Origin of the sequence: uncultured Mobiluncus sp. (assembly GCF_963511525.1) — a bacterium.
GTDB lineage: Bacteria > Actinomycetota > Actinomycetes > Actinomycetales > Actinomycetaceae > Mobiluncus.
This window is the reverse complement of sequence record NZ_CAUPIY010000012.1, coordinates 38,651-62,753: the sequence shown is the minus strand read 5'-3', so window position 1 is coordinate 62,753 and position 24,103 is coordinate 38,651. Positions and strand designations below refer to the sequence as shown.

The following is a 24,103-nucleotide window of genomic DNA, read 5'->3' as shown; positions in this document are numbered from 1 at the left end:
CTAAATGACGCACAACCTAACTTTCGCGCTCAAATTGACATGAGGCACCACGGCTACCGAGCCGGCTGCTGAGGTTGTGGCCAAACGTGTCGATAACGTCCTGCTTTTTCTCGATAGTGCGCGCGGCGGGAATCGGAATGTCCACCCCGTTGAGGCTACAAGAATAATCGACCTTGAACTGGTGATCTCCCGGAATCATCGACACGCCCTCGCCGCCGACCTTCTTCTTAAGATTAAACGAGCCGAGCTGCATCCGGTAGGGAATGTGCAGAGCGAGACTGTTAATCTCTGCAGGATTCTTGAAGGCCTTTGTGACCACCGTGCCGATTAAACCGGCCTGGTCACTGTCCGTCCCCTCGCCGCCCACGGCGCTCCACGTAAAATTCGCTCCCGAGGTGGCTTGGGCATCTACCACCTTATATTCCTTATCCACCAGGTCAGCGCCAGGGATCTTGAATAGCGGCTGGTTGAGGTCAATCTGGCAGTTCCAGCCCACCGGCACTTTCAGCGGTTCGGGCAGTTGCCAACCGTCCGCATTCACCGTGAAGTCGCCGGCAATCTTGTATTCGTCCGTGCCGCTGGCACACACCAGTTCGGCGCGCACTTTGTAACCCACTACGGTCTCTTCCGTGCCGGTTCCGGTATCGGTCTGGTGGGTGAACAGGGGGGCCTTCCACTCCGCAGGTACTTCAATGTCGGCCGGAGTCTGGGCATCGGCGGAAGTCTTCACGTCCGTGGTGGTCGAGAGCATCAGATTGGTGTAGGCCACCGCATAGTCGTTGACAATGTTGATGTTCAAGGTACCGCCCGCCGCGGGGGAAGTAAACGTGAGTACGGGATTGCCGGTATCGCCTGACTTATGTGTGGCGGAACTGCCGTTTGAGGACGTCATGGTGGTGGTGCGGGTCAGGCGCGCGTCATTCGTGGTGGCTTGGGTCAGGGTGCACGAGGTGTTTGCGGGAATCTGCTTGTTCTTGGTCAGAACTGTTTCCCCATTAACCCGGTTCAAGGTAACGTTTAGGTCGCCCTTCCCACAGTTAATGGTGTATTTGTAACTGGGGGGCAGCAGCTGTTTCAAGGAGTTATAGGGTACGGCTTCCGTTGAGGCAGTCGTCAGAGTGATAGCCCCCGCCACCGGCAGTTTATAGGTTGTGGTGATTTTCGCCTTGGTTCCATTGAGATCCACTGTCGTGGTGTTGGGGTCCACCGTGGAGGTGGTAATAACTTTGGAGGCATCTGGATACAGGGGCTGACCCTGGGCGTTTGTCTGAGCCGCCAAGTCGTCCAACCCCTGTACGGTGGTCTTAAAAGCACAGGTTGTAGTGACTGGCAGGGTGCCGAGGTCCACTGTGCTATCCCGGGTAATGGTCTTGGTGATGACTTCCGGTTCGGTCGCTCCCGGTTTCAGACAGGTCGCAGTGACTTTCTTAGTCAGTCCCTGCAACGCAGCTTGCAGATTTGCGTCACTCAGATTCTCAAATTGAGAAACGTGCTCAACCTGTTTCATCGCAGTTTTATACTCAAATTTGGTATCGGTCGTGACCGGAACCGGGGCGCTGGTGTCCGTAATCGGATCGAAATCCTTTGGATCCGGCTTAGTGACGGTGATGGTGTTGGGTACCGTGACATCTTCTTCGGTAATGGTACAGGTGGCAGCCGCCGGAACCGTGACTGTGACGGGCACGTCCGCTTTCGCGGTAAAACTCGCTGTGCCGGTAGGTATGGTCACGTCGTTTTGTTCACAGCTGAGTTTTTCCGTAAACGTTTGCTCCCGCCCTACGCGCTGCGCGTCCCCGCTGACGGTCTTGGTAAAGGTAATCTGCGCATTCTTTCGTACCAGGTCCTGAGTGAGCGAGACCGATTTTTTTCCTTCGGAATTAACCCAGAAATAGTTATTGCCGCACTTTACTTCAGCGCCGTTTTTATCTTTCCAATTGCCGGCGCACACGTCGGAGGAGTAGCTGTCGGTGATGTTAAAGCCCTCTACGCTCCACGGATCAGTCTTTGCCGTTCCCGGTGCACCCTTTGGCGGCAGGGAAGTAAACAGGCAGTGCGTGCCGACCGGCCAGGTCGGAATGGTATTGCCGTGTTCATCCAAAATTGGATTATGGTCGGCGTCTCGCTTAATACCGAGTTCATAGAAGTCGGTTCCGTTGGTGGGCACGTCGACCGCACCGAGTTCTACATACCCCGGCATCGCGGCGGCACCGGATTCGGGAATCTCCGGCGGACGGGTCGGGTCGCCCATATAGCGGCAGTTGTAGTAAACCGGCACGTAAGGGGGCTTCGTAATTGTTGAATAAGCGGGGTCATTCTGGGAATTGGTAAAGTTTACCCGCACTTTCACGGAGGCTTTCTTCGAAGTGAAAGTGGTGAGTGTTTCCAAGATGGATTTTTCCTCTGGGGCCGCTGAGGCAGGTTTCGTCAGATGCTCCCCAGAGGCAGTAAAGCTGTAGTCGTAGTCGGTGGCGGCTGGGGTAACAGGTTTGGTGTCGTCTTTGACCTCGAAGTATTGGGATTGTTCCAGCGTGTCCTCCACGGTCATCAGGTTGTCCCAGTCGGCTTTCGTCCACTTATCGGTGCATCCCGCGGACTGATCCTTGCCGTAGCAGCGGTGCGGATACTTCACGGAACTGTTGACTTCGCACACAGCACCGACCGGCAGACGTTTCACGTCCTCGGTTTCGGTGTTGGTCCCGGTGGTTGTTCCTGTATTCGTTCCTGTATTCGTTCCGGTATTGGTCCCGGTGTTCGTTTCTGTGCTGGTCCCGGTATTCGTTCCAGTGTTTGTTCCGGTGTTTGTTCCGGTGTTTGTTCCGGGAATACCAATCGGAATGTCGGGGAAACTGTATTCGGTGTTCAGCGTGATGTCGGGGTCGCTGGGTTTTTGTTTCGCCAGCACCAACTCTTTGGTATCCTCGACAAATGGTGTGTCCTGGTTCTCAATCGCGTAGGGGTCTTTACAGCTCCAATCCACTTTAAACTTGGAATTCAGCACGTCGAAACGGATTTGTTCGTTGCCGACCTTCACCGATTTTCGCAGAACGGATTCTTGCATGGGGCGGTGATAGAACCCGCACTTAATATAGGTGTAGGTCTCAAGGTACAAGCTTTCAATCTGAACTCCGCCCCGATTGGTCGGGTCGGTTCCGGGAGCAAAGTCTGTTGGTGTGAAAACCGTGGGAGGGCGCTGTTTTGAGAATCCCACGCAGCGGGCGTTCGCTGGGGCAGGCAATTTTGCCGCCGAATAATTGTTCTCGTCTCTGGGCCGCAGGCGGGTCAGGGCATACTTATCCTTATCCAGTCGGGGCACAATCCGCAGGGTGGTTACCCCAGTGGTGGGCTTTTCAATAATCCCGTCCGTGCCGGTGCTCAGTTCCTCAGTCGAACCGTTGGCAGTCACCCCAAACTTTGTCTCCGCAATGGGATTCAGGTACACCAAGTTTTCATCGACCGCGTCGGCCGTGATTTCTAACCCCTTCTCTTTAAATAGGTAATCCTCGACGGTATCGGCGAACTTCCCATCCCGCACGTGGTTGCAGCGTTGCTCGGCTAAGTCGTATGGATTGCCCGTCGGTTCCGGACCGGTGGAGGGATCAAATAGGTTACAGGCTTTTCGGATTGCTTCCCGTTGTTCAGGGTTTTTCGGATTGTTCTTCTTGTACCAGTCAGAGTCCATATCTCGGGGGTCTTGGAAGTGATACCAGTCATAGTTCAGCAGGGTATTCGAGGTCTTAGTTCCGTAGCCGTTAACATTATGTTTGATGACGGTGATATTGCCGTCGGTTACCCTTGCTAGTTTGGCGAGGAAGTCTTTCCGTCGGCCATCGTTATAATAGGACGGCCCCATAGCCAGAAAGTTTACGTGGGCCTTCTTGCCAGCAATCGCTTGGGCCTGAGCGATTGCTTTTTCTTCGGCTTTTTTCCTGTCTAATATCGTTCGGCATGTCTCATCGCCGGAATCTCCGTAGCAGGTTCCCAGTCCGGTGGTGAACACGATGATGTTGTTATACAGGGGTTGCGTGGGGAGGCGGTTATATTGGGCTTTGAACTCTTTCTCATAGGCCTCCATGTCGTTGCGGATTTGCTTTAGTCCCCACTCGAAGTTCGATCCTTCCTTAGCTTTCATTCGGTCGCCTTGTCCATCGGTGGCATCCAGGGTGCGCAACTTCGCGATGACCTTATCAAAACCATCTTTGTTTTCCAGGGACGTGGCTTTCAGGTTCGGGGTGTTGTTGGGGGACACGCCGTTAGCGGAACTGGCCCGGTGGAAAGTGTAGACCCCGACCGAGACCGGAGCGCCTTTCAGGTGGTTCAGCATCTGAATAATCTGTTCTGACTGGTCGAAGTTGCGGTACGGTTTTCCGTCTTTGTAGCTGTAGTAGGCCCCGCCCATGGTTTCCCAGGTGTAGCCCGGCTCGAAGTTAAACACCAAAGCAACGCGGTTATTGGTCAATTTGGGTAAGTGTCCGACGTTGTCAGGGCGGGGGAAGTTCGTGGTAAACGGGTCGTTTTTCAGATCACCAATCGGACCGTAGTCCGGGGGAATGTTTGAGGTGTTCATCGAGGCATCGGCCGTGGCGGGTCGGACCAGCAGGGAAACCAGCTGCACCGTGCCCACGACCAAGGCAAGCGCGGCGATAATAGCCAGTGCTTTGTGTATTATCACTCGGTTTATCATTGTCCCCACCCTGATTTACCGTCGTTGTGTTTCTTCCTGTGTTCGTTCCTGAAGAGCCTTTGTTTGCTTTTATATTCGTTGCTCTCATCGGGCTATTGACCTGCACTTTTAGTTTTTTCTGTGATTTCCCTCGATAATTTGAGGAAATTTTCAGGAAAATGGGACTTTTTGTGATGTTTCCGTGATTATTTCGGGCTAAAACGAGTCCTTGCCGGCTCGGAGATTCACCGGGACAAAGTGGTGCCCCGGTCTGAGGGCGGATTGGCAGGTTACTACCCTGGTATGAGGTTTAGAGGGCGCGAGTGAGGCTGCAGTTGCTTATGCTTACTGAGCAAAGAAAATCACTGAGCTTACGCTAAAACATTACGACAGGAGGGAATCTATTGTCGTTCGTAGGAAGATCCTGGCGTTACGTCGCCCGGAAACGAATCAAAACTATCATTATTTTCGCTATATTCCTGGCGATGTCTACGGTGCTGATGTCGGCTAACGCGGTGTCCCGTGCTACTGACGCCACCGCGGCTGAAATCGACGCGAAAACCGGACAGGGCTTCGTGCTGGGGAACAATACCCAGTTCAACACTGGCACCCCGCGAGGTGCGGGGAACGTAAAGCCCGCGGATATTAAAAAGATTGCCGGGATGGACGGGGTAGAGAACTACGTCGCCCGCCAGAATGTCACCGCTGACCTGGTGGACGCCAAAGCCCAAAAGCTCGACCGTCAAGACTATGACGAAACGAAAGAAGCCCAGTTCGGCAACGCCGTGAACGTGTGGGGAGTCAACGACACCAAGATGGACAATAATTTTCGCTCCGGGGCGTTGAAGCTGGTGGCGGGTCGCCACCTGAACGCCCAGGACAAAAACAAATCCATCATCAACGAGGACTTGGCGAAAGCCAATCACCTGACTATCGGCAGCAAACTGAAGCTCAAGGGCAACCCTTATGACGCCGATAACCAAAACCACTCGACTAATGAAGTCACCACCGAAATCGTCGGACTCGTGTCCGGGTCGAACGCCGACCGGGCGGTATCTCGCAACGAGCTGTTCTCTAACACCGTGTTCACCGACCTGGACACGACCCGGACCCTGTACAACGTCACGCCCGCAACCGAAATCTATCAAGACGCGAACTTCTTTGTGAAAAAGGGCGCCAACTTTGACGACGTGGTGAAAGCCGCCGCTGCCAAAGACATTGACTGGCGCAGTTACCAGCTGAGCCGCTCGACCCAATACCTTTCCGGGATCACCGGCGCGATTGACGGGGTTCGCAGCGTCATGAACACCACCACGATTGCGACCTTTGTGCTGGTCGGAGCTATTTTGGCGCTGGTGTTGTGCCTGTGGCTCAACGAACGCAAGAAAGAGACAGGAACCCTGCTGTCGATGGGGGTGACGAAAGCGAGCATTATGGCGCAGTACGGCCTGGAGCTGATCTTTATCGCTGTCCCCGCATTCGTCCTGTCTTACTTCGGGGCGGGAATGCTGGCGCAGGGCATGGGCACCTCCGTGCTGTCCTCGGTCAATCACCAAGCCGCCCAAGAAATGGCGAAAGCCGGCCAGTTTGGGGCGGATATGGAATCTTCGGCGTCTATGAAGACGCTAGAGAAACTCACTGTTGACCTGAGCCTGGCCTCTGCCACTCAGGTTGCGGTCATGGTGCTGGTGCTGATTGCGATAGTCGTGGTCATCACCTCCGTGCCGATGTTGCGCAAGAGCCCGCGTGCCCTGTTGGTGGACAACAAATGAACGGGGTGTGGTCACGATCTTGGCGTTCGGTCGTCCGTCGGCCGCGGCGCAGCCTGCTGATGGTGGCGATTATCACCTTGGTGTTTACCGCCCTGGTGGCCCAGTCCGGGGTGAAGTCCACCATGTTGAGTGTGCGCGATGCCATCAGTTCCAACGTTTTGGCGGGGTTCACCGCCACCAGCCAAACCGGTCAGCTCCCCGACCAGACCCGGAAACAACTCGCGGACCTGCCGGGGGTGAAACGCCACGCTTATGAGGGCGAGGCTGCGGCAAAACCGGAAAACGCGACACTGGTCAGTGCCGCCGGGGGGATTCAGCTGGATCCCGAGTTCGGCGGGGATTTGCTGGGAATCAAAGGCACCAGCGATTCATCGCTGAACCCGGAGTTCTTGGGGAAAATCTATACCCTGGAACAGGGCTCTCACATCGGTAAACCTGGTGTCGAGGCGATGATTCACCGCGACTTCGCCCAGAAAAATTCCCTGCACCTGGGAGACACGCTGGAACTGCGCCACGAAAACACCGTGGTGCGGCTAAAAATCGGGGGGATTTATTCCGGGAAAGCCGAAAACCCTACCGGCATGCCCTCGGGGAACTCGGAAAACCAGGTGTTCACAAACCTTGACGCCCTGCAAAAGCTCGGCGGTCAGGTCAGCACGGCCCGGTACTTCACCGAACGGGCCGACCAGCTGCCGAAAGTCCTGAAAGCGGCCCAGGCCACGGCCCCCAAGCTGAGCTTGGAAAACAACTCGGCGCAGTTCGCCGATGTCCTCCAAGCCATTTCCGGCGTCGACCGGATGCTGGGAATGTTGCTGTGGGGATTCTGCCTGGCCGGAGCCCTGGTTTTGGCACTGGTCGCGACATTCTGGGTGCGCTCGCGACTGCCCGAGATTGGTATCTTGCTGTCCCTGGGCAAGACGAAACTGGAGGTCGGGCTGCAGTTCCTCCTGGAGGCGGTCATGTTTGGGGCTATCGGCGCCGTGCTGGCAGTCATTCTGGGACGGCTGTTGTCAAACAGTTTGGGTCAGCTGGTGCTGGCCAAAGCCGGGAATGAGACGTTAGCGGCGTTAGCGCCCGCCAACGGAGTCGCGGGGAATGCGATGTCCCTGGGGCTGGGTTTCCTGGTCATCATCATCGCGCTGGGGCTGGCGCTGTTCCCCATCATGCGTCAAACCCCGAAAACTATTCTTTCCAAGCTTAGTTAAGGAGAAAAAATGAGCATTTTACAGTTGGATCAAATCGATTACATCTACAAAGGGGCGGGGGCGAAAGTCCTGGATAACGTCAACTATGAGTTCGAGAAGGGCAAGTTCTATGCCATTCTGGGAGCCTCCGGGGCCGGCAAGTCCACGATGTTGAGTTTGCTGGCCGGACTCGATGCCCCGACTGCGGGCACAGTCTGTTTCGACGGGGAAGACATCGCGAAAAAGGGCTATTCCTACCATCGCAAGCACCAGATTTCCCTGGTGTTTCAAAACTACAACCTCATCGACTACCTGACCCCGCTGGAGAACCTGCGCCTGGTCAACTCGAAAGCCAGCACGGAGATGTTGGAAAAGCTGGGGTTGGACGCGAAAGAAGCGAAACGCAACGTCCTGCTGCTTTCCGGCGGCCAGCAACAGCGGGTCGCCATCGGGCGCGCCCTCGTGTCACAAGCGCCGGTCATTTTGGCTGATGAACCGACCGGCAACCTGGACGAGACGACCGCCGCGGGAGTGACGGAAATCCTCCAGAAGGCCGCTCACGAGGAAGGTAAGTGCGTCATCGTGGTGACTCACTCGAAAGAGCTGGCCCGCAACGCCGACGTGACCCTGCGGCTGCAGCGGCGCAAACTGGTGGAGCTGTAAAAGTTTTTGCCTCCGGTGAGCGACTCGCCGGAGGCAAAACTATATTTTAAAAGCTGATCACGCCAAACGTTTTCAACACGCTGGTGATAAAGATTGCCACCAGCAGGATGGGAGCGATGTATTTAATCATCACGATCCACAGTCCGGCGCTTTTGAACTCCCCGGACAGACGCACCTCGTCGATGAGGACTTTGGGCTGGCGTATCCAGCCAAAGAACAGGCACATCAGCAATCCGCCCAGAGGCATCATCACCGAGCTGGTCAGGAAGTCCAGGAGGTCCAGAATGGTCGACCCGGCACCGAGCGGTTGGATGAACGACAGGGAGCTGTAACCCAAGGTCACGATGATTCCCGTGGCGCTCAGCACGATGACGGTGACCAACAGCGCCTGGCGCCGTTTCCATTCCAAGGTGTCTTGCAAGATGGACACGCAGGCCTCGACCAGGGAAATCATGCTGGTCAGGGCCGCGAACATGACCAGCAGGAAAAACACGAAACCGATGACGGTAGCGATGCCACCAAACTTTTCAAACACCTTCGGAATAACCAGGAACATCAGGGACGGCCCCGAATTCTTGGCCACCTCGTCAGCGGAACCCAAGGTCGCGAACGTGGCGGGGATAATCATCAGCCCCGCCAACAGGCTAATCCCCAGCGTGGTGGCGGTCGTTTGGAAGGCCGAGGACGTAATCGAGACGTCCTTTTTCATGTAAGACCCGTAAGTGACCATCGTCGCCGCGGCCAGCGACAGACCAAAGAACGTCTGACCCAGGGCGGCGATGAGAAGCTCTAGTGAAAACTTGGAAAAATCGGGGACCACAAAGTATTTCAGGCCCTCCAGCGCGCCGGGCTGGGTCAAAGTAAAGATGCCAATCAACAGCGAAACCAGGATCAACGCCGGCATCATAATCAGGTTGGCCCGTTCCACCCCGCCGTTGACTCCCAGCGCCACGATGATGAACGTAATGGCCCCGAACAGCAACATGAACGCCACGGACTGCGGAGCGTCAGAGATGAACGCCCCGAAGTTTTCGCCCCCGTCAGCCAGCTCTTTCGTCATACCGGCTGCGTAAGCGAACATATAGCGGGTCACCCAGCCGCCGACCACGCCGTAAAACGAGGCGATGACGAAAGGAACCGCGGCAATAAACACGCCGATGAAACGATACTTTTTGCCGAAAGACGTGAACGCCACGATGATGGATTCACCCGTTTTCCGCCCTAGTGAAATCTCTAAGACCAGCAGCGATACGCCCAGGGTCAGCATAAAGATAAAGAACACAAAGATAAACGTGCCCCCGCCGTAGTGCGCCGCCAGGTACGGGAAACGCCAGATAGTGCCCAGTCCAACCGCCGAACCGGCTGCCGCGAGGACGAAACCTAGTTTTCCTGACCACGAAGCTCTTTGCTCGGGGACCACACTGACATCAACCAAAATAATCTTCCTTTTTGTTCTCTCGGTTTTTCGACGGGGACAGTCGGCGCCGTTTCGGGTCACGAAACCGGCCCGGAGCTATCTCCGCAGAAAATCTTACATTCCAAACCCGCAAAGACCGTATTTTGGGTTTCGCCAAGGTGTGGAGGGGGTTTAGTCGGGGGACGTGGGGTTTAGTCAGGGGGGGGCGGCACTATGGTCGCGGCGCGACTGGGCGCACCAGCCCGGTGGGTGGCGTGTCACGTATTGATACGCCAACTTGCAGGGAATATGCCCGATTTGTAGGATAATCGAAAAATTGTTATCTGAAAGTTAGGTAAATCAATGCAGCGCGTAGCAATTAACGGTTATGGAAATTTGGGACGCGGCGTCGAAAAGGCCTTGGAGCTGGCTCCGGACCTGGAGCTGGCGGTGGTGTTTACCCGCCGCGATCCCCAGTCGGTGAAAACTCTCGGCGCGCCGGTGGCCAGTGTGGATGAGATGCCCGATTACGTCGATGACATCGACGTTTGCATCAACTGCGGCGGTTCGGCTACGGACTTGATGGAACAGGGAGTCGCGACCAGCCAGTGGTTTCACACCGTGGATTCCTTTGACACCCACGCGCGCATTCCCGAATACTTTTCTCGCGTCGAGGCGGCGGCCCAGGCTGCGGGACACTGCGCCATCATCAGCTGCGGCTGGGATCCGGGGCTGTTTTCCATGTTGCGCGTGCTGGGGGATGCCGTTTTGCCACAAGGGCGCACCACTACGTTTTGGGGGCGTGGGGTGTCACAAGGGCACTCCGACGCGATTCGCCGACTGGATGGGGTAGTGGACGCTCGCCAATACACGGTTCCGGTTTCCGATACCGTGGCGGCGGTGCAGGCCGGGCATGACGGGGAACTCAGCGCTCGCCAGATGCACACCCGCGAGTGTTTTGTGGTGGCGGCGCCTGGGGCGGATACGGCCCGGATTGAAGCGGAAATCAAAGCCATGCCTAACTATTTCGCGGACTATGACACGACCGTGACTTTCATCACTGCGGCGGAAATGGCGCAAAATCACAGCGGAATGCCCCACGCCGGCCAGGTTATTCGCACCGGCACGACCTCGCCGCAGGTGCGCCAGTCCCTGACGTTCAACCTGGAACTTGACTCCAACCCCGAGTTCACCGGCTCCGTGCTGGTGGCGGCGGCGCGGGCGTGCGCCCGGAAAGCCGCGCGGGGTGAAACCGGGGCGTTCACCATGTTGGACGTGACCCTCAGCGACTTGTCCCCGCGTGACCCCGAGCAGTTGCGCCGCGAGATGCTGTAGGGGAAGTGCGCGGCGCCGACCCGCCCTTGTGCAGTGTGGTCGAGGCAAAAAACGTGGTACTTTTGTGACCGGTGTGAAATAAGTGAATTTGAAGCGGAAAAAACCGCGGAAAATTCGCGAATTGTTTGCTAACTCGCTGACAAATGCGCTAAATTTGCGTAGTCTCTAATGGAGGATTTCACCAAAGTGAAATCGACGATCTATCCGAAAGGAATCACATGTCTGTGAATCGTACTGAACTTGTTGCTGAGATTGCTAAGAAGGCCGGCCTGTCCAAGACCGAAGCTGACGGTGCTCTGTCCGCCTTCCAGGAAATCCTGATTGACTCCCTTAAGAAGGGCGAAACTGTCAAGGTAACCGGTCTGATGAACGTGGAGCGCGTGTCTCGTGCTGCCCGCACCGGTCGCAACCCCCGCACCGGCGAAGAAATCAAGATCCCCGCTGGCTACGGCGTTAAGATTTCTGCTGGCTCCACCCTTAAGAAGGCTGTGTCCAACAAGTAATCGACTCATCTCGTACAAAGCGGCCGCCCCAGTGGCGGCCGGCTTTGTTTTTTTAGCGCGGTGACTCGGGCCGGTCCGCTCCCCGCAACAGCTCAGGCTTGCCAGGGCGGTTACAATGGTCGTATGAGCGAAACAACTGCGGGCCAACCCCTGACTCAAGGTGGCACGGCGGTGCTGGAACGCACCGAAACCGAGCTGAAACGCAACCCTGGTGACAACGAACGTTACGCCCACTACGTGCGCAAAGACCGGATTACCGCCTCAGCGGTGACCGGCCAGGCCGTCATCGCCCTGTGCGGCAAAGTCTGGGTGCCGATGCGCGACCCCAAGAATTTCCCGATTTGCCCGGCGTGCAAAGAAATCATGAAATCCATGAACGGGGACCACAACGGTCAACCCGGCTGGCCTTTCTTTGGCGGCTCTGACAGTTAGAGATCTACGTATTCCGTGGGGATAGCCACTTCGCCCTCGCTCAGGCGCCACGCCTGATAAGGCAGCTCGTTACGGCTTTCGAGGTGGCGCTGCTGGGCGCGCTGCAGGGCCTCGGGACCCATCCAAGTTTTGTCAATAGTCCCGCCGACCACGAAGTCCTGTTGCAGCGGGCGGGCCTCGCGGCTCGCGAAGTATTCCGCGGCGGCTTCCCGGTTCGGGGCCGTGACCAGCAGTTCAGCCGTGGCGGTGTGATCCTCGATGACGCGTCCCGCCCACTTCAGTCCGCCCCGAGTCGATTTTTCAACCGAGCGTTTCGCCACCGGTTCCAAGTTTCCGTTCGCGTCCTCGCGGGCGACCAGCTTGTAAACCAGGGAGGCGGTCGGAATCCCCGAACCGGTCACCAGTCGCGTGCCCACCCCGTAGGAATCAACCGGCGCCGCCCCCAAACCGGCAATAGCGTATTCGTCAAGGTCGTTGGTCACCGTAATCTTGGTGGAAGTTGCTCCCAAGTCGTCCAGCTGCTGGCGCACCTTGAAAGCGCCTGCCACCAGGTCGCCTGAATCCAAACGGACCGCGCCCAGTTCCCCGCCAGCGGCTCGGGCAATCCGCACCGCTTTTTCAACCGCTGCGGACACGTCGTACGTGTCTACCAGCAGCGTTGTGTCCGGCCCCATCGATTCAATCTGAGCGGTGAAAGCGGCTTCTTCGTCCTCGAACAGCAGGGTAAAGGCGTGGGCGGCGGTGCCGATAGCGCGAATCCCGTAACGCTTGCCGGCCTCCAAAACAGAAGTACCTTGAAAACCACCGATTTGCGCGGCACGAGCCGCGGAAACAGCTGCCCGCTCATGCACCCGGCGCGCCCCCATATCCATACAGGGTCGGCCGTGAGCGGCGATGGTCATCCGGGACGCTGCTGACGCCACCGCGCAGTCGAAGTTCAAAATCGACAGCAGGTAGGTTTCCAACAGGCAGGCTTCGGCAAAAGTCCCGCGCACCGTCAAAATCGGCGAGTTCACCATGAAAACTTCGCCCTCGGGATAGCCGAAAATGTCGCCGGAAAACTCGTAATTCTCCAGGAACTTGATTGTATTCGGCCCGACGATTTTGTGATCCAACAGGTACTTTAGCTGGGATTCGTCGAAACGAAACCGCTTGAGCCCCTCCAAAATCCGCGCGACTCCGGCCATCACCAGGAACCGCCGGGAGGCGGGAAAACGCCGGGTGAAAATCTCGAACACGCATTGGCGCTGCCCCATCCCGTGTTCCAAAGCGGAGTCAACCATGGTCAGCTCATACATATCGGTCAGCAAGGAAGTCGTTTCGCGCGTATTCATAGGTATAACTATAGTCGCGCCCGCCGGCTTTTCCGTTTTCGCTCGAAGGCTCCCCGTCCCGCGCGCGTTTGCCTGCCGCACGAGCGGGGTTCAGCCAGATCTGGTTCATCTCGGCGCGGCGGCGCGGCGAGAGCCGGTAACATAAAGCTATGAGCAACGCTTCTCGTAAAAACGTAGTTCCCCGCGTGTCTAATGCGCACAAGCTCGGCAGCGGCCGGGTGACCAGGGTCGTCGTCGCCCTCCTGGTGGTGCTGCTCCTGGCCGGTCTGGTCGGTCTGCTGGTGCTCTAGGATAGACCCCGGCTTTTTGCTTCGAGGCGCGGTAATCCTGCGCGCCAGGTGGAAAACCTTTAACCTTAAAAGGTGAGTTTTGTCGAACCCGGTACCGAGTATGCTCCGTCTCCGGTCGCCCAGCTGGACCGGGTACTTCCCGGCCAGTGGAACACGGTGGTGTGGAACGACGCCGTGAACCTGATGAGCTATGTGACGTGGGTGTTTAAGACCTATTTCGGGTACTCTCACGAGCGTGCTGAGCGGCTGATGAAAGAAGTTCACTTTAATGGTCGGGCGGTAGTTAGCGCCGGAACTCGTGAACAGATGGAGGCCGACGTGTTGGCGATGAGCGAATACGGACTGTGGGCGACGCTCGAACAGGAAGCCGATTGAGGGGAGCCGGAAACGATGCATGCATTTGCAGCGCTGAGCGCGCCTTCAGAAGGGTGGTTCAGCAGGGTTGAACCGCATGAGGCGGTCTTGCTGGCGGGGATTTTTGAGGAACTGGCTGACGCCTTGGAGGCCGAAGAAAAACGAGACGTCCTGGACATGATGGGGGTGGACCTCGATCCGAACTCCCCGAAAGAACACACCCTCATGTTTGAGAAGCTGTTGGGGGTGGACACGGTTTCTTCCATCACTGCCCACCGTGAGATGCACAGCGAGGGCGAGGACTCGGAGGCGGAAACCGACCCTGAACAGCCCCGCGAACACACTTCTGAATCCGTCCAGCGGGGAAACACCGGCTCTGAGCCGAATTCGCGGGGCATGACCGACGATCAAACCTTGGCGGCGCTGGATTTTGACCCCCTGGGGCCACGTCCTAGCCCGGCGAACCCTTTCATCGCGGCTATCTTGCGACCGATGAGCCAAGACCCGGAAGAAGCGGCGGAACTGCGCGCCTTGACCACCCCGGACTTGGCGGCAAAGAAGGCCGCCTCGATGCGAGTGGTCGCCGAAAGCCTGCGGTGGGCCGCGAACGGTAACGGTGCCGTGGTGGTGAAACCGCAGACGTTGAAAGTGTGGGTCACTGCCATCAACGATGCGCGACTGGCGCTGGGGTGGTCCTTGGATATCGATAACGACACCAGGGCCGAAGAAGTCGAGATGATGGCTGAGTCCGACCCAGAGGCCGGGGTTTACACGGCTTACGAAATCACCATCGCCAGCATCTATAATGCTTTGTCATGGTGGCTAGAAACGCTGATGCTGGCTGTGGATGACTGAAACGCGAAGGATTTGAGAGTGAATAACGCACCCATTGGGATTTTTGATTCCGGGTTGGGCGGGCTGACCGTGGCTCGTTCCATCATCGACCAGTTACCCGGAGAATCTGTGATTTATATCGGGGATACCGCCAACAGCCCCTACGGCACCAAACCTGTCGAGAAAGTCAAGGAACTGTCCTTGAACGTAATGGACAAACTGGTGGAGCGCGGAGTAAAGATGCTGGTCATCGCCTGTAACACGGCGTCGGCGACGGCGGTGTTTGCGGCGCGTTCAAAGTATGACGCCCTGGGGATTCCCGTCCTGGAGGTTATCTCGCCCGCCGTGCATCGCGCCGTGTCCGCCACGCGAAACGGACACATCGGGGTCATCGCCACCCACACCACTATTGAAACCGAAACCTATCAGCGCGCCCTACATGCTTACCAACAAGTGCAGGTCAGCGCGAAAGCTTGTCCGGCATTCGTGGACTTTGTGGAAAGCGGTATCACCTCGGGGCCGGAGCTGTTGGCGGTGGCGCGGGAATACCTGGAACCGGTGCGTGCCGACGGGGTGGACACTCTGGTGTTGGGCTGCACCCACTATCCGCTTCTCTCCGGTGTCATCAGCTACGTTATGGGTCCGGAGGTGACCCTGGTTTCCTCGGCGGAAGAAACCGCCCACGATGTCTATCGTCAGTTGTTGGACAAAGACTGGTTACACACTGAGGACGGCGCGGGCACGCCGAACCCCCGCTACCAGTTCCTGGCAACGGGGGACACGCAAACCTTCACGCGGCTGGCTCGCAGATTCTTGGGACCGGAGGTCACTGCGGTCGAGCGCGTGTGAGAATCAAATTACTGGCCCTTTAGGCGTAAACGTCGAGACCGCCTTGCGGGTTCATGACCTTTAGCGCCGCGGCTGCCGTAGCAGCTTTCGTCGCGGTGGCTGTCTGTGCGGCGACCGCGTTTACCATCAGGGCTTTCATCGTTTCTGCGTCCATAATCGGCGCAGCACCTGAAATCGGGTTCATGGCTCCATCCTTTCCTTAGTAACTCGGATTAACCGTCACAGCATGACATCGAGGTGTGAATTCGATGACTTGTAGGTGTGGGGCAAATCCGCGTGGGTCGGTTGCGAGGGGCCAACAACGGGCTTGAACTCGGCAACATTGCCGTTCAACGCACCGTGAGTGCCAGTAGCCGCGGCCTCGGTTTTCGAGGTGTTCGAGATGGGCTCCGGCTTGTCTGCTTTCGCGCTCGGCTCCTGGGCAGGACGCGTGAAAGCCTCATTAGTCAATGCGGGGTTTAGAGCCCCGATTACATCAGTCGAAAGCATAATTTCCTCCTGAAACTCTGGCGAAGTTAAACGACTTCGCGAGGGCAATCCTTTGCCCTCACTATTTATTGTGCCATCTCGCCCTGCCAAAGACCAGACTTCGGGGGAAAATCAAAGGAAAATTCGTCATCCTTACAGGCGATTTACAGACTTTGTCAGGACAATTGGTGTGCTTTTCGATTATGACTTTCGTGCCGGGCGCCCATTCGAGCGGCGCTGTTACCGGGTGAGCCGGGTGCGAATCCCCAGTATGGCTTCAAGCTGCGGAGCTATCTGCATGAAAGCTTTGGCGCGGTGCGAAATCGCGTTCTTGGCGTCATTGCTGAGTTCACCATTGGTGACCTTTTGGCCGTCCGCGATAAAAATCGGGTCGTATCCGAAGCCGTTTTTACCCTTCGGCTTGCGCACCAGGCGTCCGCCCATAACCCCGTTTCCCAGGTATGTTCCGCCTCCCGGGACCAGCAGCACCGCGGCACAGATGAAAGCCGCCGTGCGGTAGGAATCGTCCATGTCCTGCAGCTGGTTCAACAAAAGTTCCAGGTTGGCCCGGTCATCCCCGTGATGTCCGCACCACCGAGCCGAGAAAATTCCGGGGGCGCCGCCCAAAATGTCTACGCTCAAACCGGAATCGTCAGCCAGAATCGGCACGTCCACCAAATTGGCCAGGGCACGCGCCTTAATCAGGGCGTTAGCGGAAAACGAGGTACCGTCTTCGCGCGGCTCGGGAGCCCCCAACGTGCCCGCGGCGATTATCCCTCCCGGGCGCAGGCTCGGCACCAAGGGACGCAAAATCTCTTCAACTTCCTGAATCTTGTGGGCATTGCCCGTCGCCATCACCACCTGAGCCTCCGGCGGCAGTTCCAGTTTCTGAGCGTCCTTATCACGCAAATCCGGTACAGAAGTCAAAATACTCACGCAATTACTCCATCTGTTAGTGTCAACACCGCTCCGGGCGCACTGTCTACCGCCGCACGTTGCAGCCGGGTCAAATCACGGCACCCGGCCTGGGCCAAGTCCAGCAAAGCGTCCAGCTCGGCGCGGCTAAACGGCGCGCCTTCCGCGGTTCCCTGCACCTCCACCAGACTTCCTGAGCCGGTCATCACCACGTTCATATCGGTTTCGGCACGAGAATCTTCCTCGTAGGGCAAATCCAGGCGGGGAGTGGAATCAATGATGCCTACCGAAATGGCACAAACCGAGTCGCGCGTGGGATTGCCAGGAATGAAACCGCTGTCCTTACCCACGGCGATAGCACGCTGTAGCGCAATCCAAGCCCCGGTAATCGAGGCGGTGCGAGTGCCCCCATCGGCCTGCAAAACGTCGCAGTCTATCGCGATCGTGTTTTCACCCAGCGCGGCGTAATCCACTGAGGCGCGCAGTGCCCGTCCAATGAGCCGGGAAATCTCTGAGGTACGCCCGCTGATTTTCCCTTTCACGGACTCGCGGGTATTGCGGGTATCGGTCGCACGGGGCAACATGGCGTACTCAGCCGTGACCCATCCCAAGCCGGAGTCCTTGCGCCACCGGGGAACCCCTTCCGTCAAGCTGGCCGAACACAGTACTCGGGTGTTCCCGCAAGACACCAACACGCAGCCTTCTGGGGCGCTGACCCAATCCATGTGCAAAGTCACTTCGCGGAGCTGGTCCGCCCGACGGCCGTCCGCTCGCTCAATCTTTTCTGTCATATCCTCAGTCTATTATTTCTGGGTCGGGAGGGCGCATTGGGGCAGGTCAGAGGTCTTTCCGTCGCGAATCTTTTGCACTGTGTCCAGCGCCTCGGAAAACGTCGCGATTTTCGCGACCCGCAACCCTTTCGGGATGTTGCCCACAACTTCGTTGCAGTTTTCTGACGGAGCTAGGAAAAACTTGGCTCCGTCAGCTTTCGCCCCCGCCATCTTTTGCTCAATTCCGCTGATGGGGCCGACTTTACCGGCCAGGTCAATAGTCCCGGTTCCGGCAATGACCGATTTGCCGGTCAAGTGTTCGGGCGTGAGCTGCTCCACTATCCCCAGGGCGAACATGGTGCCCGCGGAGGGTCCGCCCACGTCTTTAAGGTGAAAAGTGATGTCGAGGGGGACGTCCACGTCAGAAGCCAAATAGATGCTGAGTTGCGAGCCTTTCCCGATTTTGCCTTTCGCTAACCGTACCGGAGCCGTTTTCATACTCGCCGTCTGGGCTTCGCCGTTGCGGATGATACCGAGTTCAACAGTGTCGCCGCCCGGCACCTCCTTCAAGAATTTGCGCAAGTCCTCAACAGTGTGGATGCGCACCGGGGTTTGCCCGGGTCGGGCAATGGTTTGCACCACGTCTTTCTTGCGCAAAATGCCGGCAGCGGGCGAGCCTTTGGCGATTTCGGCGACAGACCAGGTGATGTTGACGTCATATCCCAAGGTTTCTAATGCCACCGCCTCAGCGGAGAGCTGGGATTGGTCCATCTGTTGTACGCCGAGTTTCTTAATGTCTTTGCTGGAGACGTTGCGAGGATAGACCATGTCCTCGGGCAAGATGGTGGTATTTGGGCTAAACGCCGCCACAATCAGGTCCCAACCGCTGACCATTGAGCCCGGTCCGCCCAGGGAAGACACCGTAGTCATGCGCAGCTGCCCGTTGTTGTCCGGATAGGTTTTCGCGCCTTTCACTTCGATGAGGGGGGTTTGCTTAGAGTCTTTACCCAGCACGTCAAAGGTCGGTCCCGGATAGTTGATGACCACGGGATAGGAATAGATGAACAGGAAATACACCCCCAGGATGATGAGGGCAAAGCTCAGAACCCAACGGCTCAAAGACCATCGGGAGCGGGTACGAGTGGGGGCATCAGCAGGGGTTTCTGGCGGTGTATCAGTTCCAGATTCGGGCGTCAGCGAAATTTCGGGTACAGGCGTATCCGTTCCCTTATCCAGCGCATCGGTGTTCATCACGGTTACTATAGTCTCATGGATGAAAGTGAGATGCCTGACTGGGCTGAGATGCTGCGCCAGGTCTTTGGCGAGGAAAAAGCCCGCGAGATGGAGGAAAAGCTCCGTTCTGGCACCCCGTTCTCGGCGTTTTCCGGCGGGGAGGGGGTTTTTGCTTTCCCGCTACAATCCCTGCTGTCCAGTTCCGACGAGCCTGTGAACTGGGACTTGGCCCGCATGACCGCTTTGGGGCGTCTGGGCGGGGCAACCCGGGTGGTGACCGCCGCGGATGCCGACCGGGTGCGTCAAGTTTTGTCTGAAGCAAACTTGCGCCTCGACCCGGTCACCTCGCTCACCCCGCCGCCAGCCAGCTATACCGCCCTATCTGCGTCAAAGTGGCTAGACGCCTCGTCTGAAGTCTGGAAAATCTTGGTTACCCCGGTGGCTGCCAAAACGTCTGAGTCAATGAAACAGGCGCTGTCTGAGCATATAGCGGACGGCGACCTGCATGTCGAGATTTCTTCCGGCCCTCCCGAACTGCAAAATCTGATGGGGTTGTTTTCCAAGGACGGCGACCCGGCGTCGCTGAACCTGGATTCCTTGCTGGGGGTTTTGAGTTCCAACCTGTTCGGGCTGCAGTTTGGCCAGGCTTGGGGGACCTTGGCAGCCGAGAGTTTCGGCTCGACCGACATCGGACTGCCGATTGGAGAGGTGAACCAAGCGGCGATAGTGCTGGAAAACGTGGAAAAGTTCGCTGCCGACATCAGCCTGGATGTCGAGCCGGTGCTGGCCTTCCTGGCGACTCGTGAGGCCGCCTACGTGCGGCTTTATCACGCCGTGCCGTGGCTGCGGATGCATGTCACCAAGGCGATTGAGGACTACGCTCGGGACATCAGCTTCGATTTGCAGGCGATGGAGTCGGCGCTGCAGGGCCTGAACCCGATGGATCAAGATGCCCTGCATAAACTCATCGCGCAAGGCGTGCTGACTCCCAGCCAGACCAATAACCAAACCGCCGCGAAACAAAGCCTGGAAACCCTGCTGGCGATTATGGAGGGCTGGGTCGACATGGTGACTACGCGCTGCTTGGCAGGGACATTACCCCAGATGGGAGCCTTGCGAGAGATGATGAATCGGCGCCGCGCCACCGGAGGGCCGGCCGAAAAAGCGTTCGCCGCCCTCATCGGCTTGGAACTGCGACCCAAGCGGTTGCGCGAAGCCAGCGCCTTGTGGTCCAAACTGGTGGCCAAGCTCGGGGAAGCCGGGGCGGAAGGCTTGTGGGATCACCCGGACTTGCTGCCGGAGGAAAGCGACTTCGACGCCCCCAACGAGTTCGTGGCCCGCCTAGCCGGAGAAGGTCCGAAAGACCAGCTGGAGGCCGATTTGGAGGCCATGCTGCAAGGGACTTTGGGATACGCCAAAGGGCTGGAGCCCGGTATCGATTCGGAGGGGGACGCGGAAGTGTCACAAGACCGTCCCGACACCGATTCGCCCGACGGTTCCGGGCACGGGACGGATCCGGACAGCCCAGAGAATCCCGCTCCTGAAGCCTAGTCAGGCGGCTGCCGCCGCGCGCGCCCGCTTCGCAAACGCCGGTTCTGGGGGTACGTCGAGATCGAACGGAAGATAGCTGCAGTCACATTCCGGGTGAGACTCAAAGTGCCTGGTCGTGATTGTTCCATCCACCGAGATACGCGTGACATCTCCGGGGTGTAGGGCGCGGCAATCCAGGAACGCCAAGGCTTGCGTCGCCGCCAGCGCCGCCCCCGCTCCTGCCAATGCCGTTTCCACTCGCGGGAACGCCGCCCAGTGCAGGTTTGCGGCGCGTTCTGCCAGGTGCGCCACTTCTGTGGCCTGGTGCAGGGCGATACAGGACGTGCACGGCGTCAGACCGGGCACGACCAGCGGCCCGACCTCGACAAAATCATGACCCGCCACCACCGCCAGGAACGGCTGAGTGGACTGCATCGCTTTTTGCGCCGCTACCGGGTCGGGAATACCCCAGCTGAACAGCACCGCCAAGTCCACCGAGATTCGCCGGGTCGTCACCGCGGCGTGTCGCAGACGTCGTTCCACCAGTTCTTTCATGGTGCGTCGGGGGTCAAGAGTGGTTTCCAAGTCCGGTTCGGTACTGCGGGTGGTGGCGGGGACTTGAATCTTGCCGATACCGGCGGCGCCCAGTTCCACGGCCAGCAGTTGAGCCATACGGTCGGCGCGATTGAGAGAAACGCACTTTTCCTGGCGATGTCGGTAGGCGCGGCGCATCTTGGCGCCCCCCACTCGTGACCAAAAACCGTCGTCGGGCCCGCCGTGCAGACGGGGACTGCGCAGCTGCAGCAACTCGGCGTCGACCAAGGTTCGCAGGATTTCCGAAACCTTGGTCAGGGGAATGCGGCAGGCTTTGGCGAAGTCAGACAAATCCGGGCGGGTACAGCCCACCACCAGGCGTTGCAGTAGCTGGAACTCCTTTTCGGAACATCGCGGAAAACAAAACATGGTTTCCAGCCCGGCGCACAGCTCGACTGAACCATCAGGCAGCCTAACCAAGTGAATACCCTCATTAAGTTTCATAACCTCTCACCTCTATTCAAAGCATCTCAAAAGATATATAATAAACTCAAATGACAATCCGGCACTTGTGGATAACTTCGTATCTGCGCTGGACAGACCTCCGGTTTCGTGCGGTGTCGCCCGGCGTGGGAAACTTGGGGAAGCAATGAAACGCGGAATCGAGAGGAGGTAAACGTGAACACCAAACCCCACGCTGCGCCGTCCGTCGCGGAACTCAGCGCCGCCGAACTGCTCGATGAACTGGACGAACAGCAGCGCGAAGTCGCCCAGCACCAGCGCGGGGCGCTGTGCGTGCTGGCGGGGGCGGGCACCGGGAAAACCCGCGCGATTACCTATCGCATCGCCTACGGCGTGCGCAGCGGACAGGTCAATCCCGAAAACGTGTTGGCGTTGACGTTTACCCAAAAAGCCGCGGCAGAGATGAAAACCCGGTTGGAAGGCTTGGGAGTGGGACAGGTCCGGGCGAGCACCTTCCATTCCGCAGCGTTGGCCCAGGTCAGGTACTTTTGGCCGCAGGTTATGGGGGGAACTATGCCCGACCTAACCGGTCTGAAAGCGACCCTGGTGACGGCGGCGGGGGTGCGCTTGGGGCTGGAACTCGGAAAAGTGCAGGTGCGGGCGTTGGCCGGGGAAATCGAGTGGGCAAAAGTCTCGCTGGTAGACCCGTCGCACTACGCCGCGGCTGCGCGGGCGGCAGGACGCGAAGCCGTAGCCGATGTGAGTACCGAGCGGGTTGCGCAGCTGCTGGACGCCTATGAGGACGTGAAAATAGAGGCCGGACAGCTGGATTTTGAAGATATTTTGCTGCTGTGCGCGGGCATGATGGATGAGCGCGAGGACGTGGCGCGGGCGATCCGCAACCAGTACCGCTACTTCGTGGTGGACGAATATCAGGACGTTTCGCCGCTACAAAATTACCTGTTAATGAGCTGGCTGGGACGCCGTCGCGACCTGGCGGTAGTGGGGGACGCGGCGCAAACCATTTACTCTTTTGCCGGCGCCACCCCGGAATATTTGACCGAGTTCACCCAAACCTATCCCGAAGCCAAAGTCGTGGAACTCATCCGGGACTATCGCTCCACCCCTCAGATTGTGGACTTGGCGAATCAGGTGTTGGCCCAGGCCAAAGGGGCGGAGGGAAAGCCCCTGGGGGGTACCGTCCGGCTGGTGTCCCAACGCGAAGCTGGCCCGGCGGTGTCTTGGTTCGCGGCGCCAGACGACGAAACTGAGGCCAAGGAAATTGCGCGTCGCATTCAAGGCCTGCTGACGGAGGGCCTGAAACCCAGCCAGATTGCGGTGCTGTTCCGCACCAACGCTCAAGCCGCGCTGTTCGGGGTGGCTCTGGGGGCGAAACGAATTCCTTTCGTAATCAAGGACCGGGTCACGAACCTCGCGGGAGGAACCGCGGAGGGCGGGACAGACACGGGGGAGGACGAACCAGGCGGAGTGACGTTAGCGTCTCTGCACTCGGCAAAAGGGCTCGAGTGGGAAGCCGTGTTTCTGGCGGGAGCCAGCGAAGGGCTGCTGCCTATTAGCCTGGCCAAAACCACCGCGGCCATCGAGGAAGAACGCCGCTTGTGCTACGTCGGGGTGACGCGGGCGCGCAGCCGCCTCATCGTATCTTTTGCCAAATCCCGTCGCGACGGAGCCGCCCAAGAGCGCGAGGCGTGCCGCTTCCTGGCACCGTTTTGGCCCCGTCGCAGTGCCACGCTGCGACGTTCCAGCAGGCACTAGACCGGGATTGGTCAGCGCTAGGGAAGGTCAAGAGGCAGGGCTGGGCTCGCCGTTGATGCCGTTGGTGATGAGTTGCAACAAATCCGCGACCAAGGCCGGGCCCTGCTCAATGTGCTCCGGGTCGGTGTCGAAGTGCGGGTGAACAATCGACCAAGCTTCGGTGCGGGTAGCGGCCACGACAAAACGGGACCGTTCCTGACCGGCAGTCTTTTTCTCCAGGTAGGCTTGCCGTTCCTGGGGGTCAGCGGGGGCATCAGCCAAGTCTGCGGCGGTCACCATCGCGTTTGTTTCATAGAGCACCGCCACGCCTTCGATTTCGTCGCTCCACACCACGCGTCCTAACTGGGCTAAGAAATCCAAACCATCATCGGGCAGCTGGAAAGGCAGTGCCGTCAACGATTCCGGGTAGGATTCGGCGGTGTGGCGCATCTCTGCGACCAGCTCATCCGGAGCCCGGCCCGTCAACATTTCGGCAGCCTCCCCGGTCTTGTGCAGAGTAAAGAGTTGACCGGTTTGCGGGCCTGTCAGTGGCTCGGCGTGGGCGTCAATCTCCCACACCACCCGCACAATCGCGGGAATCTCAGCCGGGACGGGAACCTGTTCAGAAGCCGACGGAGTGGGTTCATCCCCGGCAGGGCTCGGGTGGGCGTCCCCATCGGGGGTAAAGGACATGCCCATTACGGTCCCGGCGGGAAAGTTCGTCAAAGGGTTGCTTGGTTCACTCATGATTTCCATTATCCCATCGAAAGTTGAAACTTCGGGGAACTGGCTAGGCGAGCGGGAAGTGGGGGCGAAAAAACCTCCCGAAT

General features: G+C 58.2%; 22 protein-coding genes. 12 read left to right on the top strand and 10 right to left on the bottom strand.

Annotation, left to right across the window (positions count from 1 at the left end):
• Nucleotides 1-16: 16 nt before the first annotated feature.
• A complete protein-coding gene (locus RQ935_RS08685; RefSeq protein ID WP_311498024.1) occupies nucleotides 17-4,681 on the bottom strand; it encodes a DUF5979 domain-containing protein in 4,665 nt (1,554 codons plus the stop codon).
• Nucleotides 4,682-5,145: 464 nt separating this feature from the next.
• Here RQ935_RS08685 and RQ935_RS08680 point away from each other — a divergent pair, with 464 nt between their 5' ends.
• Genes RQ935_RS08680 through RQ935_RS08670 form a run of 3 tightly spaced genes read left to right on the top strand, consistent with a single transcriptional unit; the run spans nucleotide 5,146 to nucleotide 8,279 of the window.
• On the top strand, nucleotides 5,146-6,432 hold the full coding sequence (locus tag RQ935_RS08680; protein ID WP_311498023.1) for an ABC transporter permease: 1,287 nt from the start codon (nucleotides 5,146-5,148) through the stop codon (nucleotides 6,430-6,432).
• On the top strand, nucleotides 6,429-7,637 hold the full coding sequence (locus RQ935_RS08675) for an FtsX-like permease family protein (protein WP_311498022.1): 1,209 nt from the start codon (nucleotides 6,429-6,431) through the stop codon (nucleotides 7,635-7,637). The genes RQ935_RS08680 and RQ935_RS08675 overlap by 4 nt, the downstream gene beginning before the upstream one ends.
• A gap of 9 nt (nucleotides 7,638-7,646) precedes the next feature.
• Entirely contained in the window at nucleotides 7,647-8,279 is a 633-nt protein-coding gene (locus tag RQ935_RS08670; protein ID WP_311498021.1) for an ABC transporter ATP-binding protein, read from the top strand.
• A 46-nt stretch (nucleotides 8,280-8,325) separates the two neighbouring features.
• On the opposite strand, the gene RQ935_RS08665 is transcribed toward RQ935_RS08670, so the two are convergent.
• Nucleotides 8,326-9,714 (bottom strand): sodium-dependent transporter, encoded by a 1,389-nt coding sequence (locus RQ935_RS08665; RefSeq protein ID WP_311498020.1) that lies wholly within the window; start codon nucleotides 9,712-9,714, stop codon nucleotides 8,326-8,328.
• 324 nt (nucleotides 9,715-10,038) lie between these two features.
• Here RQ935_RS08665 and RQ935_RS08660 point away from each other — a divergent pair, with 324 nt between their 5' ends.
• From RQ935_RS08660 to RQ935_RS08650, 3 genes are all read left to right on the top strand, one after another.
• Nucleotides 10,039-11,010, top strand: a complete 972-nt coding sequence (locus RQ935_RS08660) for a diaminopimelate dehydrogenase (RefSeq protein ID WP_311498019.1) — start codon at nucleotides 10,039-10,041, stop codon at nucleotides 11,008-11,010.
• Nucleotides 11,011-11,228: 218 nt separating this feature from the next.
• Nucleotides 11,229-11,513, top strand: a complete 285-nt coding sequence (locus tag RQ935_RS08655; RefSeq protein ID WP_004008105.1) for an HU family DNA-binding protein — start codon at nucleotides 11,229-11,231, stop codon at nucleotides 11,511-11,513.
• Between the two features lie 123 nt (nucleotides 11,514-11,636).
• Nucleotides 11,637-11,945, top strand: coding sequence for a DUF3039 domain-containing protein (locus tag RQ935_RS08650; protein WP_282921877.1), 309 nt, complete (start codon nucleotides 11,637-11,639; stop codon nucleotides 11,943-11,945).
• Here RQ935_RS08650 and RQ935_RS08645 read toward each other — a convergent pair.
• Complete coding sequence (locus tag RQ935_RS08645) at nucleotides 11,942-13,279, bottom strand: nicotinate phosphoribosyltransferase (RefSeq protein WP_311498018.1); 1,338 nt, start codon at nucleotides 13,277-13,279, stop codon at nucleotides 11,942-11,944. The two genes, RQ935_RS08650 and RQ935_RS08645, sit on opposite strands and share 4 nt — an antisense overlap.
• 149 nt (nucleotides 13,280-13,428) lie before the next feature.
• On the opposite strand from RQ935_RS08645, the gene RQ935_RS08640 reads away from it, so the two are divergent.
• The 4 genes from RQ935_RS08640 (at nucleotide 13,429) to murI (ending at nucleotide 15,606) form a co-directional block, all read left to right on the top strand.
• Entirely contained in the window at nucleotides 13,429-13,569 is a 141-nt protein-coding gene (locus RQ935_RS08640; RefSeq protein WP_297721924.1) for a hypothetical protein, read from the top strand.
• Nucleotides 13,570-13,641: 72 nt separating this feature from the next.
• Nucleotides 13,642-13,944, top strand: coding sequence for an ATP-dependent Clp protease adapter ClpS (clpS, locus tag RQ935_RS08635; RefSeq protein WP_297721922.1), 303 nt, complete (start codon nucleotides 13,642-13,644; stop codon nucleotides 13,942-13,944).
• A 15-nt stretch (nucleotides 13,945-13,959) separates the two neighbouring features.
• Complete coding sequence (locus RQ935_RS08630; protein ID WP_311498017.1) at nucleotides 13,960-14,778, top strand: DUF2017 family protein; 819 nt, start codon at nucleotides 13,960-13,962, stop codon at nucleotides 14,776-14,778.
• Between the two features lie 18 nt (nucleotides 14,779-14,796).
• On the top strand, nucleotides 14,797-15,606 hold the full coding sequence (murI, locus tag RQ935_RS08625) for a glutamate racemase (RefSeq protein ID WP_311498016.1): 810 nt from the start codon (nucleotides 14,797-14,799) through the stop codon (nucleotides 15,604-15,606).
• Between the two features lie 19 nt (nucleotides 15,607-15,625).
• On the opposite strand, the gene RQ935_RS08620 is transcribed toward murI, so the two are convergent.
• From RQ935_RS08620 to RQ935_RS08600, 5 genes are all read right to left on the bottom strand, one after another.
• The gene (locus RQ935_RS08620; protein ID WP_299296614.1) at nucleotides 15,626-15,790 is read right to left on the bottom strand and encodes a hypothetical protein; all 165 of its coding nucleotides are present in this window, start codon (nucleotides 15,788-15,790) and stop codon (nucleotides 15,626-15,628) included.
• 35 nt (nucleotides 15,791-15,825) lie between these two features.
• Nucleotides 15,826-16,095, bottom strand: coding sequence for a hypothetical protein (locus RQ935_RS08615; protein ID WP_311498015.1), 270 nt, complete (start codon nucleotides 16,093-16,095; stop codon nucleotides 15,826-15,828).
• Between the two features lie 219 nt (nucleotides 16,096-16,314).
• Nucleotides 16,315-17,010 carry an RdgB/HAM1 family non-canonical purine NTP pyrophosphatase gene (gene rdgB / locus RQ935_RS08610; protein ID WP_311498014.1) on the bottom strand — a complete coding sequence of 232 codons (696 nt, stop codon included), beginning with the start codon at nucleotides 17,008-17,010 and terminating at the stop codon, nucleotides 16,315-16,317.
• Nucleotides 17,007-17,780, bottom strand: a complete 774-nt coding sequence (gene rph, locus RQ935_RS08605; RefSeq protein WP_311498013.1) for a ribonuclease PH — start codon at nucleotides 17,778-17,780, stop codon at nucleotides 17,007-17,009. The genes rdgB and rph overlap by 4 nt, the downstream gene beginning before the upstream one ends.
• Before the next feature lie 12 nt (nucleotides 17,781-17,792).
• On the bottom strand, nucleotides 17,793-19,010 hold the full coding sequence (locus RQ935_RS08600) for a S16 family serine protease (protein WP_311498012.1): 1,218 nt from the start codon (nucleotides 19,008-19,010) through the stop codon (nucleotides 17,793-17,795).
• Nucleotides 19,011-19,028: 18 nt separating this feature from the next.
• Here RQ935_RS08600 and RQ935_RS08595 point away from each other — a divergent pair, with 18 nt between their 5' ends.
• Nucleotides 19,029-20,543 (top strand): zinc-dependent metalloprotease, encoded by a 1,515-nt coding sequence (locus RQ935_RS08595; RefSeq protein WP_311498011.1) that lies wholly within the window; start codon nucleotides 19,029-19,031, stop codon nucleotides 20,541-20,543.
• Here RQ935_RS08595 and RQ935_RS08590 read toward each other — a convergent pair whose 3' ends face one another.
• A complete protein-coding gene (locus RQ935_RS08590) occupies nucleotides 20,544-21,560 on the bottom strand; it encodes a hypothetical protein (RefSeq protein ID WP_311498010.1) in 1,017 nt (338 codons plus the stop codon).
• A gap of 174 nt (nucleotides 21,561-21,734) precedes the next feature.
• Here RQ935_RS08590 and RQ935_RS08585 point away from each other — a divergent pair, with 174 nt between their 5' ends.
• Nucleotides 21,735-23,294: an ATP-dependent helicase gene (locus tag RQ935_RS08585; RefSeq protein WP_311498009.1), complete on the top strand. Its 1,560-nt coding sequence runs from the start codon at nucleotides 21,735-21,737 to the stop codon at nucleotides 23,292-23,294.
• Between the two features lie 27 nt (nucleotides 23,295-23,321).
• On the opposite strand, the gene RQ935_RS08580 is transcribed toward RQ935_RS08585, so the two are convergent.
• On the bottom strand, nucleotides 23,322-24,020 hold the full coding sequence (locus RQ935_RS08580; RefSeq protein WP_311498008.1) for a hypothetical protein: 699 nt from the start codon (nucleotides 24,018-24,020) through the stop codon (nucleotides 23,322-23,324).
• Nucleotides 24,021-24,103 lie beyond the last annotated feature (83 nt).

Coding starts and splice junctions, on each gene's coding strand:
- RQ935_RS08685 (WP_311498024.1), bottom strand. CDS start 4,681: ATGATAAACCGAGTGATAATACACAAAGCACTGGCTATTATCGCCGCG.
- RQ935_RS08680 (WP_311498023.1), top strand. CDS start 5,146: ATGTCTACGGTGCTGATGTCGGCTAACGCGGTGTCCCGTGCTACTGAC.
- RQ935_RS08675 (WP_311498022.1), top strand. CDS start 6,429: ATGAACGGGGTGTGGTCACGATCTTGGCGTTCGGTCGTCCGTCGGCCG.
- RQ935_RS08670 (WP_311498021.1), top strand. CDS start 7,647: ATGAGCATTTTACAGTTGGATCAAATCGATTACATCTACAAAGGGGCG.
- RQ935_RS08660 (WP_311498019.1), top strand. CDS start 10,039: ATGCAGCGCGTAGCAATTAACGGTTATGGAAATTTGGGACGCGGCGTC.
- RQ935_RS08655 (WP_004008105.1), top strand. CDS start 11,229: ATGTCTGTGAATCGTACTGAACTTGTTGCTGAGATTGCTAAGAAGGCC.
- RQ935_RS08650 (WP_282921877.1), top strand. CDS start 11,637: ATGAGCGAAACAACTGCGGGCCAACCCCTGACTCAAGGTGGCACGGCG.
- RQ935_RS08645 (WP_311498018.1), bottom strand. CDS start 13,279: ATGAATACGCGCGAAACGACTTCCTTGCTGACCGATATGTATGAGCTG.
- RQ935_RS08640 (WP_297721924.1), top strand. CDS start 13,429: ATGAGCAACGCTTCTCGTAAAAACGTAGTTCCCCGCGTGTCTAATGCG.
- RQ935_RS08630 (WP_311498017.1), top strand. CDS start 13,960: ATGCATGCATTTGCAGCGCTGAGCGCGCCTTCAGAAGGGTGGTTCAGC.
- RQ935_RS08620 (WP_299296614.1), bottom strand. CDS start 15,790: ATGAACCCGATTTCAGGTGCTGCGCCGATTATGGACGCAGAAACGATG.
- RQ935_RS08615 (WP_311498015.1), bottom strand. CDS start 16,095: ATGCTTTCGACTGATGTAATCGGGGCTCTAAACCCCGCATTGACTAAT.
- rph (WP_311498013.1), bottom strand. CDS start 17,780: ATGACAGAAAAGATTGAGCGAGCGGACGGCCGTCGGGCGGACCAGCTC.
- RQ935_RS08600 (WP_311498012.1), bottom strand. CDS start 19,010: ATGAACACCGATGCGCTGGATAAGGGAACGGATACGCCTGTACCCGAA.
- RQ935_RS08595 (WP_311498011.1), top strand. CDS start 19,029: ATGGATGAAAGTGAGATGCCTGACTGGGCTGAGATGCTGCGCCAGGTC.
- RQ935_RS08590 (WP_311498010.1), bottom strand. CDS start 21,560: ATGAAACTTAATGAGGGTATTCACTTGGTTAGGCTGCCTGATGGTTCA.
- RQ935_RS08580 (WP_311498008.1), bottom strand. CDS start 24,020: ATGAGTGAACCAAGCAACCCTTTGACGAACTTTCCCGCCGGGACCGTA.